General features: G+C 65.0%; 10 protein-coding genes. 4 read left to right on the top strand and 6 right to left on the bottom strand.

From position 1 onward, the window contains the following. Positions 1-4: 4 nt before the first annotated feature. The 6 genes from AC6RV7_RS13195 to AC6RV7_RS13220 form a co-directional block, all read right to left on the bottom strand. Positions 5-2,338, bottom strand: a complete 2,334-nt coding sequence (locus tag AC6RV7_RS13195; protein ID WP_500094467.1) for an FAD-dependent oxidoreductase — start codon at positions 2,336-2,338, stop codon at positions 5-7. A gap of 191 nt (positions 2,339-2,529) precedes the next feature. Continuing rightward, the gene (locus tag AC6RV7_RS13200; RefSeq protein ID WP_500094468.1) at positions 2,530-4,833 is read right to left on the bottom strand and encodes a TonB-dependent siderophore receptor; all 2,304 of its coding nucleotides are present in this window, start codon (positions 4,831-4,833) and stop codon (positions 2,530-2,532) included. 166 nt (positions 4,834-4,999) lie between these two features. After that, entirely contained in the window at positions 5,000-5,692 is a 693-nt protein-coding gene (locus AC6RV7_RS13205) for a 3-keto-disaccharide hydrolase (RefSeq protein ID WP_500094469.1), read from the bottom strand. A gap of 28 nt (positions 5,693-5,720) precedes the next feature. Continuing rightward, positions 5,721-8,075: a GH92 family glycosyl hydrolase gene (locus AC6RV7_RS13210; protein ID WP_500094470.1), complete on the bottom strand. Its 2,355-nt coding sequence runs from the start codon at positions 8,073-8,075 to the stop codon at positions 5,721-5,723. A 5-nt stretch (positions 8,076-8,080) separates the two neighbouring features. Next, on the bottom strand, positions 8,081-10,354 hold the full coding sequence (locus tag AC6RV7_RS13215; protein WP_500094471.1) for an FAD-dependent oxidoreductase: 2,274 nt from the start codon (positions 10,352-10,354) through the stop codon (positions 8,081-8,083). 67 nt (positions 10,355-10,421) lie between these two features. Continuing rightward, a complete protein-coding gene (locus AC6RV7_RS13220) occupies positions 10,422-11,501 on the bottom strand; it encodes a substrate-binding domain-containing protein (protein WP_500094472.1) in 1,080 nt (359 codons plus the stop codon). A gap of 255 nt (positions 11,502-11,756) precedes the next feature. Between AC6RV7_RS13220 and AC6RV7_RS13225 the strand changes: the two genes are divergently transcribed. The 4 genes from AC6RV7_RS13225 to AC6RV7_RS13240 all read left to right on the top strand — a co-directional run bounded on the left by AC6RV7_RS13225 (position 11,757) and on the right by AC6RV7_RS13240 (position 18,740). After that, a complete protein-coding gene (locus tag AC6RV7_RS13225) occupies positions 11,757-13,826 on the top strand; it encodes a carbon starvation CstA family protein (RefSeq protein ID WP_500094473.1) in 2,070 nt (689 codons plus the stop codon). 7 nt (positions 13,827-13,833) lie between these two features. Continuing rightward, positions 13,834-15,819 (top strand): hypothetical protein, encoded by a 1,986-nt coding sequence (locus tag AC6RV7_RS13230; RefSeq protein WP_500094474.1) that lies wholly within the window; start codon positions 13,834-13,836, stop codon positions 15,817-15,819. Further along, positions 15,816-18,014 carry an FAD-dependent oxidoreductase gene (locus tag AC6RV7_RS13235; protein ID WP_500094475.1) on the top strand — a complete coding sequence of 733 codons (2,199 nt, stop codon included), beginning with the start codon at positions 15,816-15,818 and terminating at the stop codon, positions 18,012-18,014. Before AC6RV7_RS13230 ends, AC6RV7_RS13235 begins: the two co-directional genes overlap by 4 nt. Before the next feature lie 69 nt (positions 18,015-18,083). Further along, a complete protein-coding gene (locus tag AC6RV7_RS13240; RefSeq protein WP_500094476.1) occupies positions 18,084-18,740 on the top strand; it encodes a 3-keto-disaccharide hydrolase in 657 nt (218 codons plus the stop codon). The last annotated feature ends 57 nt before the right edge of the window (positions 18,741-18,797 follow it).

Consider the following 18,797-nt stretch of genomic DNA (forward strand, 5'->3'; position numbering starts at 1 on the left):
AACCTCAGGAGGAAGGGGCGGCGGCCTTGCGTGCGGCTTCGAGTTCCCGCCGGGCCGCGGCCGCATCGAAGATCTGGCCGTCGGCTTCGAGCCGGCCGCGCAGCGTGGGGTAAGGCAGGTCGTGCAGCGCGACGCCGCGCTCGAGCGCCAGGACGGCGGCGGTGGCGGCGGCTTGTCCTAGATTCATGAATACGGGCTCCATGCGCAGCGAGCCGTAGGCGACGTGGCTGGAGGAAACGCAGACCGAGACCAGCAGGTTGGAAACGGCGGTGCGCGGTGGGAGCAGCGCGCGATAGCTGATGCCGTAAGGTTTCGAGGATTTCGAAACCCAGCCGTCGACGCGCAGGCGGCCGTCGGCATCGACCACGTAGTTCACGACGTGAGAATCCATGGCGTAGGATCCGAGGGTGACCGGATCCGCCGCGGCGCGCTGGCCGGTGCAGTCGAGTTCGGTGACCACGTAATCGCCGATGAGTCGGCGAGCCTCACGGACGTAAAGTGCGGGCGGCCAGTGAGCGGTATCGACGAACTCGTCGCGGGCGAGACCCCATGCCGCGGCGTCGTGGCGGAGCGACTCGGGCACGCGTGGATCGTGAGCCAGGAACCAAAGCAGCCCGAGCTGGTAATCGCGATGTTCCCGCCAGATCTCCGCGCGTTCGGCGTCGGTGGCTTCCGCCCACGTGTGGCTGCCGCCGACGAAGTCCGTGGAGAAATAGACGCGGTTGTTCGTGTCCGTCTTCCGGTTCGGCATCGGGGTCAACGAGTAGACCTGGTTGAGGCGGATGCCGGGCCGGCCCAGGATGTGGCGCAGGATCACTTCGTAATTGAGCGGATCGTAGCGGTCGGGGCGGGCGATCGGCACGCGGTTTTCCGGGACGTCGGTGAGGCACAGGCGGAAGTTGAAGGCTTGCGTCTGGTCGTCGCCCTCGCCGTTGGTGCCGTGCGAGGCGAGAATGCGCGGCAGGAGTCCGCTGGCGGGATCGCCGGCGATGCGAAAGGGACTGACGTGAGCGGTGCGTTCCGCGGGCGCGAGCTGCACGCCGTTCAGCGTTTCGCCATAAAGCGAATTGGGCTCGCGTCCGATGCGGAAGGGCGCACCGGCGGCGGCGAACAGATCGCCTTCGTAGGTGGCATCGATGAAAGTCCGGGCGCGGAAACGTCGGCCGTCCGTCGTAGTGAGAGCGACGATTTCCGTATCCTTCTTTTCAACACCGGCGGGTCGAGCGAGGGCGGCGCCGAGCCGGACGTCGACCTTCGACTCAGCCAGCATGGCCTGGAGAATCCGGGTGGCGACGTGGGGCTCGAAAAACCATTGGAGCTGGAGCGGCTCGGTCGCGATCAGCGGATGCTTGGGCAGATAGGCGTCGCGCGACTCGTATTTCCAGGCGTCGGGATTGCGGTAGTGATCGAAGATGCGCCGGTAGAATTCGCGCGCGATGCCGCCGACGGTGTAGCGATGACCGGCGTCGGTCGCCCCGAGCCCGCCGGTGGTGAGACCGCCGAGGTGGCGGCTGGGCTCGAGCAGAATCACGCGCCGTCCGAGCCGCGCGACCTGGATCGCGGCCATCGCGCCACCAGCGGTGCCGCCGTAGATCAGGACGTCGGTTTCCTCGGTGTTCGAGGAAGCGGTGATGGCGGCGGTCTTGTCGTTCGATGAGGAAGAAGGAAGTCCGATCGCGCGCAGAATTGTCGGGAGGACGAAGCGGGCGTAGCCGTCGGCGTTCGGGTGCACGCCGTCGGGGACGTAGCGCTTGAAGCCGGCCGCGCCCTCGGCGGTCAGCAACGCGTTCCAAGCAATCGAGTGATCGATGAGCAGCAGACCGCGGTCGCGAGCGGCGTCGCGGTAGATTTGTTGATACGCGTCTTGATCGTGGCGTTCGCTGGGGTGGCCGGGCGGATGACCGACCGCGGGGTTCATCACCTGCAGGATGATCTCGCAATCGGGCAACGCCGTGGCGATGCGGTCGAGGATGTGCGCGACGTTGGCGCGAACCTGTTCGAGCGAAAGATGGAAGCGGACGACGGCGTCGTTGATGGCGAACTCGACGAACACGACATCGGGCCGGTGCGCGATGACGTTGGAGTCGACGTGCGCGGCGCCCCAGGCGGAGCTCTGGCCGCCCTTGGCGCCATTGGTAAGGGTGACAAGACCGGGGAAGCGGGTGTTCAGCGTTGTTTCGAGCTGAGGAACCCACGCGCCGCTTTTGCTGAGGCTGGTGCCGAAAATGACGACATGCTGCGGCCGTCCGGCCTCGAGGGCGGAGATGAACCGCGCCGGTGCGGCAGCGGCGGCGAGTGCAGCCGAAAAGAAGCCGATGAGCAGAAGCAGGAAACGCATCGCGAGATTCGTTTGAACGGGCCGTCTTCGGGGTGATCGTGGCCAAACGGGGCGGCGGCGCGGATGTCGTCCGGACGTCGCCAGCCTTTCAGAGGTCGCTGCGTCGGATGAATCTTCGCACCGACGAGGGAAGCGGTTTCCCACAACGCCGGGCGTCTTCACGCGCCGGCGTTGTGGGATCCAAGGTCGCTTTAGAAGTTGAGGCTGTAGGTGAACCGGCTTTCGAAGCCGTAATTCAGACGGCCGGTGTTGGTATAATATTTCTCGTTGGTGATATTGCGCAGGTTGATGGACATCTTGTTGACGGTCCGTCCCCACTTCCACTTGTAGTTGATAAAGCAGTCGGCGAGAGCCAGGCCCGGACGCCACACGGAATTGATCGTGGCGGTCTCGTAGTTAACCAGATACTCGCTCTGCGCGCGCACGCCGACGCCGGTGGTGATCCGCAATTCGGGAATCTCGTAGCGGACGGTGAGGGAGCCGTTCCATTTGGCGACGTATTGGAGCGGCTGGCCGAGAGCAAAACTGTCGTCAGCCCGGTCGGTGTTGGAATCCGTATAGCCGAGCGCAGCCTGAATCGTCAGATTGGGGAACGGCTTGATGAAGCTGTTCGCATCGATTCCCGTTGCCGAATTCTTGCTGTTGAGGCTGTAGCGCGGGATGCCCTGTCCGGCCGCGATGAAGTCCGGGTTGGCGCTGCGGACGTTATCGAGATCGATGGCATAGAAGGAAATAGTATATCCGGCTTTGCCCTCGTTGATATTGCCCTTGAAGCCGGCTTCGTAACCGAAGCTTTCCTCGGGAGGAACGAGAGCGTCGATGCCATCGTCCACCGTGCTGCTGGGTTCGAAGCCCGTGCTGATGCTGGCATAGACGAGAAGTTTCTCGCCGAGGATCTTGTAGTTCGTGCCGAAGGAATAGGTGAACGCGGTGTCCGAGAGAGTGCCGGAGGCGCGGTTCATCCGGCCGTTGTCGTAGAGGTCATCGTAATAATCGACGCGTCCGCTGGCCATCGTGGCGAGCTTGTCGTCGAGCATCGAGGCACGGTAGCTGAGCAGCGCGCCCGCCGTGAATTTTTCCCAGGTGTAGTCGGCGTTCCGCGTGCGAATATTGTCGAAATCGTAAACGCCATAGCCGCCGGCGTTGACCGGTTCGTCGCTCCACTGTCCGGCCACGCGCCCGAGGGAGAGGCGCCGGCCGGCAAAGCTGGTCGGCAGCTTGTCGGGCCCGGTGCCATTGGCGGTGTAGGCGCCGAGGAGCTGGAGATCGTCGCGGGTGAAGAAGGCGGAATCGACGGCGGCGAGGATCCGATGCGTCACGTTGTTGGTTTTGAACTTCGCGAGGAGATCCATCTGCCCGGCATAGTTCTTCTCGTCCTGGTGCTGACGGAAGGGCCGGCGGTCATTGGTGCCGGCGTAGATGCCGGTGGGCGAGTAACGATATTGGTCACCGCCGGACCAGCGATCCTTGTCGGTCACCTTCGAGTAGGTCTGGAAGGCGGCGCGGAAAGACAGCGCCTGGCTGATGCGATGTTCGAAGAGGAGGTTGAGGCCGTAGTAGTCGGCCTCGCGGCCGTTCTGCGGACCATAGGCGGAATAGTCGCCCACGCCCTGCCAGTGACGGATGCCCTTCGCCGGGTTGCCGGTGATATAGGGAACATCGGCGGGGAACGAAGCGCCCGCACCGGTCGGGGGAAGAAGGATGATGCCGCCGGCGGAGTCCTGCGTGCTCTCGGGCTGGTATTCGAACGTGGCGGAAAGGGAGGTCTTCTCGGCGAACTTGTAGAGGAAGGAGAGGCCGAAATAGAGCTTCTCGTTTCCATCTATATAGTTCTCGTGAGCGGGCTTGGCGCGTTGATATTCCGCATAGGCGAGATAATACAGCTTGTCCTTGATCAAGGGACCCGAGCTCGTCGCGTTGTAGCGGAGGAAGTTATCCGTGCCGTAGGTGGCGGAAGCGGTGTGCTTCGGCTTCAGCGTCGGCCGGCGGGAGGTTTTGTTGATGATGCCGCCCGGAGTGGCCCGTCCGTAGAGCGTGGAGAGCGGCCCCTTGATGATTTCCGTTTGCAGCGTGTTGGACGGAGTGCCCGGCATCGCGTATTGGAAACCGTCGCGGGTGACGAGGGCGTTGAAGCCGCGGACGCGAATGCCCGTGGACGTGCCGGTGTTGGTGGTGGCGGCGGAGACGTAGGCGAGCAGGTCGTCGTCGTTGAAGAGCTGGAAATCGTTAACGAAATCCTCCGTGAAAACCTGAATCGAAAACGGGATGTCGATGATCTTGTCGCCGGTGCGAGTGCCAGCGATCGCCTCGGTGGCGATATAGGTGTTCTCCAGCCCCTCGGCCGTGATCTGGAAGTCTTCCAGGGTGATGACTTCATCGGATGAAGTTCCTGTTCGCGGTTGAGCGAGCGCGAAGGATGGGGAGAATGCGCCTAAAGCAAGGAGCAGGGCGCTCGCGCCTAAGGATAGACCGTGTCGGGGGTGCATGGGGTTCATGGGTTGTTCTGGTTTGAGGCTGGATTTATCGGGAAGTGAGATGAAACGACTGAGGCGAGATGAGGTGGCGGCGCGCCGCGGCGCGCTCGCGTGGGACGAGTGGCTTGGTGGTCATAGGTGCAGGGTTGGGTTGAAAAGCGGAGGGTGGGGTTACGGTGAAAAACGTTCACGGGAGCGGCTTGAACTTGAGGTGGCGGAACTCGACCGGATTGAACTCAGCCTCGAGGCCGACGTGTCCGATGGCGGTGGTGCAGGCGTCCGTCTGGGCGGCGACGCGGCCGTTGATCCAAAGGATCAACGTGGAACCGCGGCAGGTGATCTCGACGGTGTTCCACTCGCCGGCGGGACGGAGCAGCTCGGGGTGACGTCCGCCGGCGCTGAGTCGCGCGGGTTTCGGACCTTGGCCGGAGATCTGACCGAAAAGCATTCCAAGCCCGGACGGCGCGAGCTGCGCCTGATACCACGTGGACGCATCGGTCAGCGTGCGGACGAAGACGCCGGAGTTTGGTTTCGCCGGAGACCCGATATAACGAAACTCGACGTGGAAGATCCCGTCGCCGCGCGGCGTGCGGTGCAGCAGCATCTCGTGAATGCCAGCCCCTTCGCAGCGCAGGATGCCGGTGGCGGCGTCCCACTTCCACGGATCGGCTTCCCCCATTGGTTTCGTGGCGGGATAACGCGCGCGCTGCCAGGCGGAGAGATCGAGGCCGTCAAGGAGATCGATCCATCCTGCGGACGAAGTGGCGAACGCGCCGGGAGTAGGCGCGGGGAGCGGCGGAACCGGGGCGGGCTCCGCGGCGACAAGCATGGACGCCGTGAGGTGCACGGCGAGGAGTCCGAGGATTCGCGGGGCAGTCATGTTTTTTTTTGGGGGGGTAGAAAGCGGGTCAGGTTCGTCGTCGGCCAGAGGGGCGGACACCGGGTTTGCGCAGCGGCGACGACGCCGGACGGGCGAGCGAGAGCGAGAATGGCGGCGTCAGCCGACCGCGCGCGGCGGCGACGGCCGGATCGGCGGTGAGCTGGAAAACCAGCCGTCCGCCCGCGACGATCGCCGCGTGCGGGAGTTCGAGGCTGGCGTGTTCACGGCCGTTGAGTCTGGCCGTCGCGCAATAGCGGGACGCGTTCACGTCGCCTTCGGCCTCGATGACGAAGTCCTTGCCGTTCGGCTGATGAATCGTGGCGCGCGGGAAACGCGGCGCGCCCAACACGTAGCCCGGATGACCGACGGCGACGGGATAAAATCCGAGCGCGCTCAACACATACCACGCCGCCATCGCGCCGTTGTCCTCGTCGCCGGGGAAACGCGTGGGCGAATACAGTTCGTCGAGAATGCGGCGCACCCAGAATTGGGTGCGATCGGGCCGGCCAGCGTAGGTGTAAAGATAGAGAACGTGGTGAACGGGTTCGTTCGAGTGCGCGTATTGGCCGAAATCCGAGACGGCCATTTCGGTCATCTCGTGGATCTCGTGCGAGTAGTTGCCCGTTTCGAAATGCGGCGGGAGCGCCAGCATGCGATCGAGCTTCGCGACGAACTTCCGTTCGCCCCCCATAAGCTTGATCAGCCCGGCGACATCGTGCGGTGCCGCCCACGTGTGCTGCCACGCGCTGCCTTCGATGTAATCGCGCGACCATTCGAATTCGCGGAACGGCTTGCGCCAGGTGCCGTTGGCGAGGCGGGGACGCAGGAAGCCGCTGCGCGCGTCGTAGACGTGCCGGAAATTTGCGGCGCGGCGGGTGAACTCCGCGGCGTCCTCGGCATGGCCGAGCGCGGCGGCGAGCTGGGCGACGCCGAAATCGCCGTGAGCATAATCCGTCGTGCGCGCGACCGAGTGCGCCGTGCGGTCCGACGGCACGAAACCGAGCTTCAGATAATCCGCGAGACCGAAGCGTCCGCGGTCCGGGTTGGGCGAGACCACGGTGGCATCGTGTCGCGCCGCGGCGAACGCGGTAGCGGCGTCGAAGTTGCGGATGCCTTTCAGATACGCATCGGCAAACACGGTCGAACTGTGCGAGCCGACCATGCAGCTCCGGTAACCCGGGCACAGCCAGTTCGGCAGCCAGCCGCCTTCGCGGTAGGTGTTGAGCCAGCCCTCGATCATGTCGCCGACCAGGTCGGGATCGAGAATCGTCAACAGCGGCAACAGAGCCCGGTAAACGTCCCAGAAGCCGCTGTCGGTGTAAAAGGGACCTGGATACACGCGGCCGTTGTGCGGACTGTAGTGCACTCGCCGGCCGGCAGCGTCGATCTCGTCCCAGCGCCGCGGAAACTGGAAGCAGCGGTAAAGGCAGCTGTAGAACGTCCGCCGCTGTTCGTCGGAAACGTCGTTGAGCGTGATGACGCCCAGCCGCCGGTCCCAGGCGGTCTGCGCCGAGGCGACGAGGGCGTCGAAGCTGCGCGCGCCAAGTTCGCGCTGAAGGTTGAGCAACGCCTGTTCGCGGCCAATGAACGAAGTCGCCACGCGCACGACCACGCGGCCATCGCGCGGCAGGCGAAGCTCGACCCAGGCGCCGACCGTGGTGCCGGAGCCGTCCGAGGTGGTGGCGGGCGTTTCGAAGCGGCCGCTGGCGACGATCGGGGCGCCGATTTCGGCGACGAAGTGGCAGCCGAAATTGGCGGGCACGCCGCCCTGATTCGAAGTGGAGACACCGTAGACGAGCCGCCGCGCGCGATCGACGCGCAGGGTCTGGCCTTCGGCGAGCTTGAACCCAAGCCAGGCGCGTCGGCCGCGACGATACGTGAAACGAAAACACGCGCCGCGATCGGTCGGCGTCAGTTCGGCGAGCAGATCGTGACGCAGGAGTCGCGTGCGAAAATAGTGCGGGCGGGCGATCGTTTGATCGCGGCGGTAGGAGGATTCGGAAATCGCGACCGACGTCGGCGGCGTGTCGCCGGATGAGGGCATGAGCAGAAAGTGCCCGTAGTCGCCCATCCACGGGCTCGGCTGATGCGTGCCGCGAAACCCCTGCAGGCGGGCCGCGGAATATTGGAAGGCCCAGCGGTCCTCGCCGGTTTGCGGCGTCCAGGCCGTCATGCCATGCGGCATCACGACGAGCGGCAGCGTGTTGCCGGTTGAGAAACCGTGGTGCGAATCGGTGCCTTGAAACGGGTTGACCCAATCGGTCAACGCACCCGGGGCGGACGACGGCGAGGCAACGGAGCGGCGAGACGACCGCGCGGAGCCCTTGGTCCGGATGGGAATCCGGGCCGCAACGCCAGGGTCGGGTAGAAAAGCGGAACTCATGAAAATCAGGGGCCGAGCCAGATCCAGCGTATCTCGTCGATGGATACGTGACCGGTGGTGCCCTCGTTGCTCACGACAACCCGCGCGGGCTCGCCGGCACGGAAGGTGAACTCGCCGAGGGGACGGAAGACGAAAACGGTGCCGCGGTCGCGCTGGTTGACGGTGACGCGCGTTTCGCCGCCGGCATGATGAACCGTGACTGGCACGGCGGAGGCACGGCCCGGGCCTTCCTGGAACGCGAAGGCGACCGCGTAGGTGCCGGAGCGTGGCAGCACGGCGCTGAAGATCGCGCGCTTTTCGCCCTTGCCGGCGTTCATGTCGTGGAGATTGACGCGCTGGCGATTCTCGACGCTGCGGGCGCTGCCCCGGTCCCAGCGGCCGACGAGTTCGGCCTCGCGGGCGGCGACGCCCACGTCAGTCGCGCCGCCATCGCCGATTGTGAGCGCAATCTGCTCAACGAGCGAATGGCGACCGTCGGCGTCGATGGCCTTGAGGCTGACGATGACCTCCTTCGCGACGGGAAAGGTGTGCTCGACAACGCGTTCGTTCGACTCGGTGCGGCCGGAGCCGTCGAAGTTCCAATAGTATTTGAGCGGCGAGCGCACCTGCAGGTCGCGCGCTTCGAAACGCACCGGCTGGCCCGGCGCGATGCGGCCGGACGGAGCGACGATCTTGACGACCGGACGGAATGGCGCCTGCAAGGGAATGCCGGCGTCCTTCAGGAGCGACTGCAGTTCCGGGGTGGAAACGTCCTGCACTGAGGTGTGCTGACGATGCGCGAGGTGGGCGGCGAGGCCGGCGGCCTGTCCAATCATCATGAATACCGGCTCCATCCGCAGGCTGCCGTAGGCGATGTGCGTCGCGGAGACGGCGCAGGTGACGAGGAGATTGTCCGGCGCGAACGGCGTGAGGGAGCGATAGGGAATCTCGTAGGGGTCGACGCTGGAGATCAGGTAGCCGTCGAGGACGAGTCCGGCGGGCGTGCGGAAGATCGCGACGTCGTGCGAATCGATGTTGTAACTGCCGAGGGCGATGGTGTCGGGCTTGTGGCGGTCGCGTTCGAGATCGCGCTGGGTGAGCAGATAGCGGCCGAGGAGCCGGCGGGCTTCGCGAACGTAGATCTGCGGCGAGACGTGGCCGCTCTCGACGAACTCGTCCTTGGGCAAACCCCAGCGGCGCGCGGAGGCTTTGAAATCTTCCGGTAGTTCGGGATCGTTCTGCAGCATCCACCACAGACTCAGCCAATGATCGCGCACCCGGGCGGCGATCTCGGCGCGCATGGCGTAGTCGGCTTCGGGGTAGTTGTAGTTGACCCCGGTGAAATCGGCTTTGTTGGGATCCGACTTGCCGTTGACGGGGCCCCAAAGCGGCGCGTCGTGAAACAGCTCCTCGAAACTGTGGAAGTTGTGTTTCCGGACCGTTTCGACGAAATGGCGGTGCGGGCCGGGCGAGTAGTATTTCGGTTTCGCGATCGGAACCCGGAGATCGTCCCGGTCCGTGAGCGTGGAGCGGAAGTTGTAGGCCTGCACGCGATGATCGCCCTTGCCCCGATACATGGCGGGACCCTCGGTCAGGCCGGCGAGCGATTCGCCATATTCGGCGCGCGCCTCGCGGCCGACGCGATAGGGCACGTGCGCCGCGGCGAGCAGGTCGCCTTCGTAAGTCGAATCGATGAACATCCGGCCGCGAAACTCGCTTTCCTCGCCCGTCTCGTAGTGACGCGTGCGAACGCTCGTGAGCGCATTGCCGTCGAATTCCGCGCTGACCAGCTGCTGCTTCCGCAGGACGGTCACGCCGGCCTCGCGCAGGAGTTCGGAAAACACGAGATCCGCGACATGCGGTTCAAAGAAGAGGCCGCCGCGTGTCTCCTTCAGTTGTGAAGAATCGGGACCGTAGTGGTCGCGGTAATACCGTTCGACGCGCGAAAAGAACTCGAGCGAGAGCCCGCCGACGGTGGAACGATCGCCGATGTCGGTTTTCGTGAGTCCACCCGACAACATCCCGCCGACGATATAGGAAGGCTCGAGCAGAATGGCGGACTCGCCGCGGCGCGCGGCGGCGACCGAGGCCATGATCCCGGCCGGAGTGGCCCCAAACACGATCACGTCGGCGGAACGGGGCGCGGCCGCGCTCTGCGCTGATGCGCCTCCCAAGAGGCCGACCGACCCAACCACGATCCCCAGGCCCACCCGGTGACCGATACGCCACCACCGGCGAAGTTCGCACGAACGACTCACCCTCGTTGGCGCGGAGTTCGAAAGGGTTGGAAGGAATTGCATATAGGCTGAAATAGGTCGGTTTTGGGGTATTCCGAAAGACGAGGGACTTACAAGACGACGCGCCGGTTCAGGCGCTGCCGCGGATCACGAGCTCGACCGCGATGCTTTCGTGGCGGCTGGCCGCGAAACGCTTCTCCTTGGGCATGCGGATCTGTTCGGTGAGCAGCCGGGCGGCGGTGCGACCGATCTCGGAGAAATCCTGGCGCACGGTGGTGAGAGCGGGCGCGCTCAACGTGCAGATGGAGAGGTCGTCGAAGCCGACCACGCGAACATCGTCGGGGACGCTGCGGCCTCGCTCGTGGATATGGCGCAGGCCGCGGAACGCCTGAAAGTCGTTGGTGAAGAAAATCGCTTGTGGCGGCTCGGGAAGGTTGAGCCATTCGTCGACGATCTGCTCGATCTGTTCGTCGTGCGGCTCGACTTGGCGGACGAGGTTGAAGTCGACCGCGAGTTTGTGGTCGCCCATCGCGCGCAGGTAGCCCTCGTAGCGATCGAGCGTGCCGCTTAGCTTTGTCGCCACGCAGGCGATACGCCGGCAGCCGCTCTGGATGAGGTGATTGGTCGCGATCAGGCCGCCGCGAAAATTGTCCGACCAGACGGACCAGCTCGGGAACTGGCCCGGCGCACGGTCGATGAAGACGAGCGGATAACCCTCGAGCATCATCTGCAGCAGCGGCTTCAACGACGGGACGCTGAGGCTGGGAAACACCACTGCGCCGTCGTAGCCCTCACTGGCGAGACGATCGATCTGCTCGCGCTCGAGCGGATCGTTCTCGTCGTAGTGGAAGATATCCACCGTCGACTTGGTGCCGGCCATGACTTCCTGCACGCCGGCGGAAATGCGCGAAGAGCTTTCGTTGAGATTGGGGAGGAGCAGCGCGATCTGCAGGCGGGTGGGGTCGTTGCCCACGACAAACGTGCCGCGCGCGGACTCGGTGGTGACGACGCGGCTTTCCTCCAGCGTGCGCAGCGCCTGGCGCATCGTGAGGTGATTCACGCCCATGCTCTTCGCGAGCACCTTGATGCCGGGCAGCTTTTCGCCGGCCGACAGCTCTCCCGCGGCGATGCGGGCTCTGAGGTGGTTGGCGATTTGCTCGTAAACCGGGATCTTGCCGTTACGGACGACGTTGAGCTTCGAAACAGACATTCGACGGGGGTGTAGGTGACATATGTCAGCCAGTTTTGCCGTCAAGTGCTTTTCTGCAGAGTTTCTGCTTCCTCTGCGTTGCGGCTCCGCACGAACGAGGGATTCGCGCGGAAACGGGCGGAAAACTCGCGGGGTTGGCGATCGCGGCCTTGACATCGCGATCGGATTTCGTCCGACATAGGTCGATATGATACGCCCCTGGCTCTTTCGAGCCGTATCGTTTCAACCCGCCATCCTGCGGTCTTTCGAAAGTCGATGAAGCTGTCGTCTCCCCCAACTCCCTCCTGGAATCTTCTGCGCGTGCTCGGCTGGAGCGCGGTCGCCCTCACGGGCGCTTCGTCCATTGCCGTGCTGGCGCTTTCACGCGGCGAGCCGGTCAACGCGCTGTGGATGGTCGTGGCCGCCGGCTGCGTGTTCGCGATCTCCTATCGGTTTCATTCCGCATGGCTCATGGCCAAGGTGCTCACCCTCGACGAGCAGCGGGCGACGCCGGCGGAGACGAAGGAGGACGGCAAGGACTTCGTGCGCACGAACCGCTGGGTGGTGTTCGGGCATCATTTTGCCGCGATCGCCGGGCCGGGACCGCTCGTCGGTCCGGTATTGGCGGCCCAGTTCGGCTTTCTCCCGGGATTGTTGTGGATGCTGGTCGGCGCGACGCTCGGCGGTGCGGTGCACGACTCGATTGTTCTGTTTTGTTCGACGCGCCGGGGCGGCAAATCGCTGGGCGAGATGGTGCGCGAGGAGGTGGGGCCACTGGCAGGCGGGCTGGCGTTGATCAGCACGGTCTCGATCATGGTGATCATTCTCGCGGTGCTGGCGCTTGTCGTCGTGCGCGCGCTGGCGGAAAGTCCCTGGGGACTGTTCACGATTCTGGCGACGGTTCCCGTGGCGATGATCATGGGACTCGGCATGCGCTTCAGCCGGATCGGCGTCGGCGCGATCTCGGTCTTCGGCGTCGCGGGGCTGCTCCTCGCGGTCGTCGGTGGAAAATGGATACACGGGACGCCGCTCGAGTCCTGGCTGACGCTCGACGGTCGCGCGCTGGCGTGGGGCATCATGGCCTACGGACTGCTCGCGAGCGTGCTGCCCGTCTGGCTGCTCCTCGCCCCGCGCGATTACCTGAGCAGTTTCATGAAGATCGGTGCCGTGGCGCTGCTGGCGGTCGCGATCGTCGTGCTCGCGCCGATGCTGAAGATGCCGGCACTCACGCGTTTCGTCGACGGCACGGGGCCGGTGTTTGCCGGCAGCGTGTTTCCGTTCTGCTTCATCACGATCGCCTGCGCGGCGGTGTCGGGCTTTCACGCGATTATCTCCTCCGGCACGACGCCGAAACTCATCGCCCGCGAACGGGACATTCGCGTGGTGGCCTACGGCGGGATGGTGACCGAGATGCTGGTCGGCGTGATGGCCCTGATCGCGGCCTGCGTGATGGAGCCGGGCGAGTATTTTGCGATCAACCTCCGCGGCGAGCCCGCGGCGGTGACGGCTCAGGTCACGGCGCTGGGCTTTCCCGTGACCGTGGAGCAGATGGAGAGGCTCGCGGCGGATGTCGGCGAGAAGACGATGGTGGGACGCACCGGCGGCGCGCCGACGTTTGCCGTCGGCATGGCGCACATGTTTGCCGGCGTGCTCGGGAGCAAGACGGCGCTCGCGCTCTGGTATCACTTCGCGATCATGTTCGAGGCGCTGTTCATCCTGACGACGATCGACGCCGGCACGCGGGTGGGGCGGTTCCTGATGCAGGACCTGCTCGGCCTCGTCTGGAAGCCGTTGCGGCGAACCGATTCCGCGGCGGCGAGCTGGCTGGGCAGCGTGCTGTTCGTGGCCTTGTGGGGCTCGTTTCTTTATCAAGGTGTCGTGGATCCGCTGGGCGGCATCAACTCGCTCTGGCCGATCTTCGGCGTCGCCAACCAACTCCTCGCAGTCATCGCGCTCGCGCTGGGCACGACGGTGCTGCTCAAGATGGGCCGGCGCCGTTATCTGTGGGTGCCACTGGCGCCGCTCGCCTGGCTGCTCGCGGTGACGATGACCGCGGGCTGGCAGAAAATTTTCAGCGCGGATCCGCGTCTAGGTTTTCTCAGTGCGGCCGAGCGTTATCGCGAACAGATTGCCTGCGGCGGCACGGCCGAGCAGCTGTCGCAGTGGCAGCACCTCCTGACGAGTCAGTATATCAACGCAGCCGTCACCGGGGCGTTTCTCGTGCTCGTGCTCGGCATCGTGCTGACGTCGGCGCGCGTCTGGTGGCGTCTGCTTTCGGGCCGGCCCGCGCCGGCCTTGCGCGAAGATGCGTATGTGCTCGCGGCGCCATCGCAATCCGTCAGCTGATCCCGCCATGCGTTTCGCCGGTTGCACCTCACTAGGAGTTTTCATCGCGACGGTGTGCCTCGCGACTACGACCACCGCGCGGGAGTTGACAGTGTCGCTGCGCGACCTGGTGGCGACCTCGCCGTTTCGCGACCTCGCGGCCACGTCTGACCTTCGGATCGAAGGAGGCGTTTCCGATCCGACGCTGAACGAAATCTGGCTGCGCGTGACGGATGGCGCGGGACGGACGACAACCACGCAAGCGAAGGTCTCCGCGGGTCGATTCACGGCGCGCTATCCGCGCGATTTCGCCGACGCCGGAGAACTGCAGCCTTCAATCTATTTCGTCGACGCGGCGCCTGCGGCCGGCGCAGCGGCGAGCGATCGTGCGGAAGCGGTGGTGCTGGTATATGATTCGCGCGCGGGAGGTCTGCCCGCGATGCCCGCGGCGTTTACGACCGATTTGCGGGCCGCGGACGGACGCGTGGACGCGGCGGCGCCGGAGTGGACGCGCACGCGTGCGCTGATGAACCTGTATTTTCAGAGCCGGAGCGCCGCGCTGGCGGGTGTGGGGCGGACGGACTTCGATCTGGCGCATCCGACGGATCTCGCGTTTTTCAAGCACGGGCTGGCACTGTTCGATTTCGACGCCCGCGATCGCGATTGGTCGACGCCGCTGGGACGGCGCGTGGCGCGGTCGTTCTGGCAGGCGGTGTGGGACAGCTGGTTCGGGCCGTCGAACGACAACGAGCGGCCGCCCGGCTCCGGCGTGTATCCAGCTTTTACCTTCGCGAACGACACCGCGGACATCCTCGTCGCACATCTTCGCCGCTGGCGGCTGGCGTCCGCGACGGTCGATCCCGCGGAGGACAACCTCGCGACGCTCTGCAACGAAGTGCTGCTGAACCTCGCCGCGATGCAACGAACGGAAAACGATCCCGCGCCGGTGCAGCTCGGCGTCGAAGGTCCGGGTGCGTTCTATTATGGCATGTTTGCCGACGGCGAGTTGGTGCTCGACGGCACCGGCTGGTTTGCGGCGCCGGGACGAGGCGACCATCGGCGCGGTGGCGTGTTTCTGGGCCGCTCGCTTTGGGCGGTCGGCGAAGCGCTCGGCCGTCCGCTGCCCGGCATGGACGAGGCAACGTTGCGCACCACGTTGCGGCGCGGCTTGCGATGGGCTTTCGGACTCGCGCGCGAACGCAGCGACGACGGCCAGCCTTATGTGCGGGCGATTCGCGCGCGGGACGGATCTGGCGCGACCCGGCCGCTTTGGCGCAGCCCGGGCGAGCACGCGTATTTGCTGCTTGGCCTCATTGCGGCGAGCGAGCGTCCGGAGATCGCCGCCTTGCGGGTGTTTGACGCGGGAGAGTTCGGTTTCACGGAATCGCAGACGGTGCAGTCGCTCGCGCAGCTCGGGCTGGAAGCGCTCGCCGGCGCCGTGCAGCCGGAAGGTTACTGGTCAACGTTTGCCGACATCGATGCGACCGCGGTCGCGGCGATGGCCCGCGGCGCGATGGCGTTTTCGACGCACCCTTCGGCGCGGCGCTGGCGCGATGTCGCTGTGCGCGTGGCGGACGGCTGGTTGACGGCGCGTCCCGTGGACGGCGCCTATCGCGGCCCGGTGATCCTGCCGGTGGGTCGTCGCACGCCGGAGAACCTCGGCGAGCTGCGCTACCGCGCGCACCAATCGACCTCGACGCACCTCACGTATTTCCATGCCGGCTTGTGGCTGCAGGCGCTCGCAGAGATGGAAGCGCTGACGGGCGATGAACGCTATGGCCGGCGCTTCGACGAGGTGTTCGGCTATTTCTGCGGCAACAATCCGTTCGACGCGCGGCTCTTCACCGAGACCGGCGGCGTTTACAATTTCGTCACCGACACCGATGGCGACACGATCGAGGACCGTCTGCACTTCGATCTCTATCCCGAATCCACCGCGTTTGTGCAGATCGGCGTGCTGCGCCATCTGGAGCGCCGACTTCAAACTCCCCTCAAAACCCAGTCCCAGCCGTGAAAAGACCCCTTCGTTTCGCCACGTTGTTCGTGCTTGTCTGCTCGCTGCTCGTCCCGATGGGGACGGCGGCGGCTTCTTCGTCGCCTCCCGACGTCGTCGTGTTTGGCGGCACGTCGGCGGGCATCGCTGCCGCGGTGGCGGCCGGACGCGGCGGTTCGAAGGTCGTGCTGGTCGAGTCCAGCTACCTGATCGGTGGATTGACAACCGGCGGGCTGACCAAAACGGATATCGGAAAGTCGGATACGATTGGCGGCCTCGCGCGCGAGTTCTACGACCGCGTGCTGCAGCACTACACGAAGGTCTACGGTCCGGATTCCCAGCAGGTGAAGGACTGCGGCGGCGGGTATTTCTTCGAGACGAAAGTCGCGCTGCAGATCTATCGGGAGATGCTGGCCGAGGCCGGCGTCGAGGTGCGCATCCGCGAGCGGCTCGAGGACGTGGAGGTGAAGGGCACGCGGATCGTGGCGTTCACCACGCGGAATTATGAGACGCGGGAGCAGACGCGCTTCACCGCCACGCAATTTGTCGACGGCAGTTATGAGGGCGATCTCATGGCGCAGGCGGGCGCCCTTTATCGCGTCGGACGCGAGGCACGCTCGGAATACAACGAGCCGCTCGCCGGCATCACGAACGGCCCCGTCGAATATCTCGGCAAGGGCGATCACCGCGTGCAGGCCTACAACATTCGCGGCACGCTCAGCATCCGCGACGACAACCGCGTGCCGATCCCGAAGCCGAAGCATTACTACCGCGAGGCGCATGCGCACCACATCGAGACGGTCAACCGGCTTGGCCTCACGCGGCTCGATCAGCTGTTCACGGACACGCAGCGGTGGGCGATGATCAACGGCAAATGCGATCCGAACAAAGCCGATTTTCCGGGCGTCAATTTCGGTTACGCCGAGGGCGACTACGAACAACGCGCGCGCATTACGGAAAAGGTCCAGGATTACTGGCTGAGCCTCTGGTATCTGTTGCAGAACGATCCGGGCCTGCCGGAGGCCTTCAAGGCGGACGCGCGCCGCTGGGGTTTGCCGAAGGACGAGTTTCTCGAGAGCGGCCACGTCACGCCGCAGGTTTACGTGCGCGTCGCCCGCCGGTTGTTGGGGCGCTATTTCATCACGCAGAACGATCTGCTCTACGACCGGGCCAAGCCCGACACCGTTTGCATGGGCAGCTACAACATGGACGCCCACGCGATCCACATCATCCAGACCGACGAAGGTCCGGTGGAGGAGGGGCATTTCAACGATGCCTCGGACGCCTGGGAGATTCCGTATCGCAGCCTGCTGCCCTATGGGCTCGACAATCTGGTGGTGGTCGCCGCGGTGTCCGCCTCGCACGTCGCGTATTCCAGCCTGCGGATGGAGCCTGTATTCATGATGCTGGGACACGCGGGCGGCGTCGCGGTGGACATCGCGCGGCAGGATGGCGTGAAGGCGCAGGATATTTCCATCGCGAAACTGCAGGAGCGTCTCCGCCGTGACGGCGTTCCGCTCAAGGCGCCGTTCCGTCCGGTCGTCGATATCAAGGTCCTCACGCGCGACCCGCAGCCGGGGCAGCCGGTGGAATTCGAGTTGGTCCCGCGGCATGTGGAATCGCCGCTGAAGACGATCGCATGGAACTTCGACGGCAGCGGGGAAGTGCAGGCGACGGGCGCGAAGGCGAGTTACACGTTCAACCAGGCGGCGCCGGCGAAGATCATGCTGCTGGTGCAGGATCAGAAACGCCTGGTCGCGCTGCCGGCGCGGGCCGAGGTCGTGCTCGGTAACGAGCCGTCGCTCGACCGGGAGGTTCACTACTACAAGGCGAAGCTCGATGGACGCTGGAATCGCACGCGCGGACCGGAGGTGGAATATCGTCAGCGCGTCGGCCTCATGGACCAGGGCCCAGGCGGCGAGCCGATGACCGCGGATTTCGTCACCACGATTCCGAAAACCGGCCGCTACAAAGTGGCGATGGCGTTTCCGAGCGGCGGCAACCGGGCGACGAATGCGTCGGTGACGATCACGCACGCGGACGGCAAGAAGGAGATCAAACTTAATCAGAAGAAGAAGCCGGGACCGTTCGCGTTTCAGCCGCTGGGCGAGTTCCGCTTCAAGGCCGGCCAGCCGGCGTCGGTGAAGATTTCGAATGCTGGCGCCGACGGAGTCGTGCTGATCGACACGGTGCGCTGGATCTGGCTGGGCGAGTGAGCCAAAATAAAACCGATGCGCCTGGTGGAGCCCGCGATTTCAGCGGGCTCCGCAGCTGCTGCTTTGACGATGAAAACGACCCGACTGTTCCTTCTCTTTGGCGCGCTCGCGATGAGCGGGTATGGCGCCTCACCGAACGAGCTCACGCGCTCCGAAGTCCAGGACGGCTGGCAGTTGCTCTTCGACGGACGCTCCTTCGCCGGCTGGCAGGCGAACGAATCGCCGGACACCTTCAAGGTCGAAGACGGGGCGATCGTGGTCAACGGGCCGCGGGCGCACCTGTTCTACACCGGGCCGGTGGCGAAGCACGACTTCCGGAACTTCGAACTGCAACTCGAGGCGATGACGTATCCAAATTCCAACTCCGGCGTGTATTTTCACACCGCGTTTCAGGAAAAAGGCTGGCCGGCGAAAGGCTATGAGATCCAGGTGAACAACTCGCACCGGGATCCGAAGCGCACGGCGAGCGTGTGGGGCATCGAGGAAAACCTGGAGACGGTCGCGTCGGACGAAACGTGGTTCACCCTGCGGATCAGGGTGGAAGGCCGGCGGATCCGGACCTTCGTGGGCGACCGCTTGATCGTCGACTATACGGAACCGGAAGGCGTGGAGCGCCCAAAACAGTTCGCCGGCCGGGTGCTCTCGAGCGGCACCTTCGCGCTGCAGGGACACGATCCGGCGAGCAAGGTGAAGTTCCGCAGCATCAAGGTGCGCGTGCTGCCTTGAAGTTTGGCAAAAAAAAAGCGCTGGGCGTTGGGCCGCCCGGCGCTTTTTCCTGACGAG

This window comes from Opitutus sp. sgz309028 (assembly GCF_059821195.1).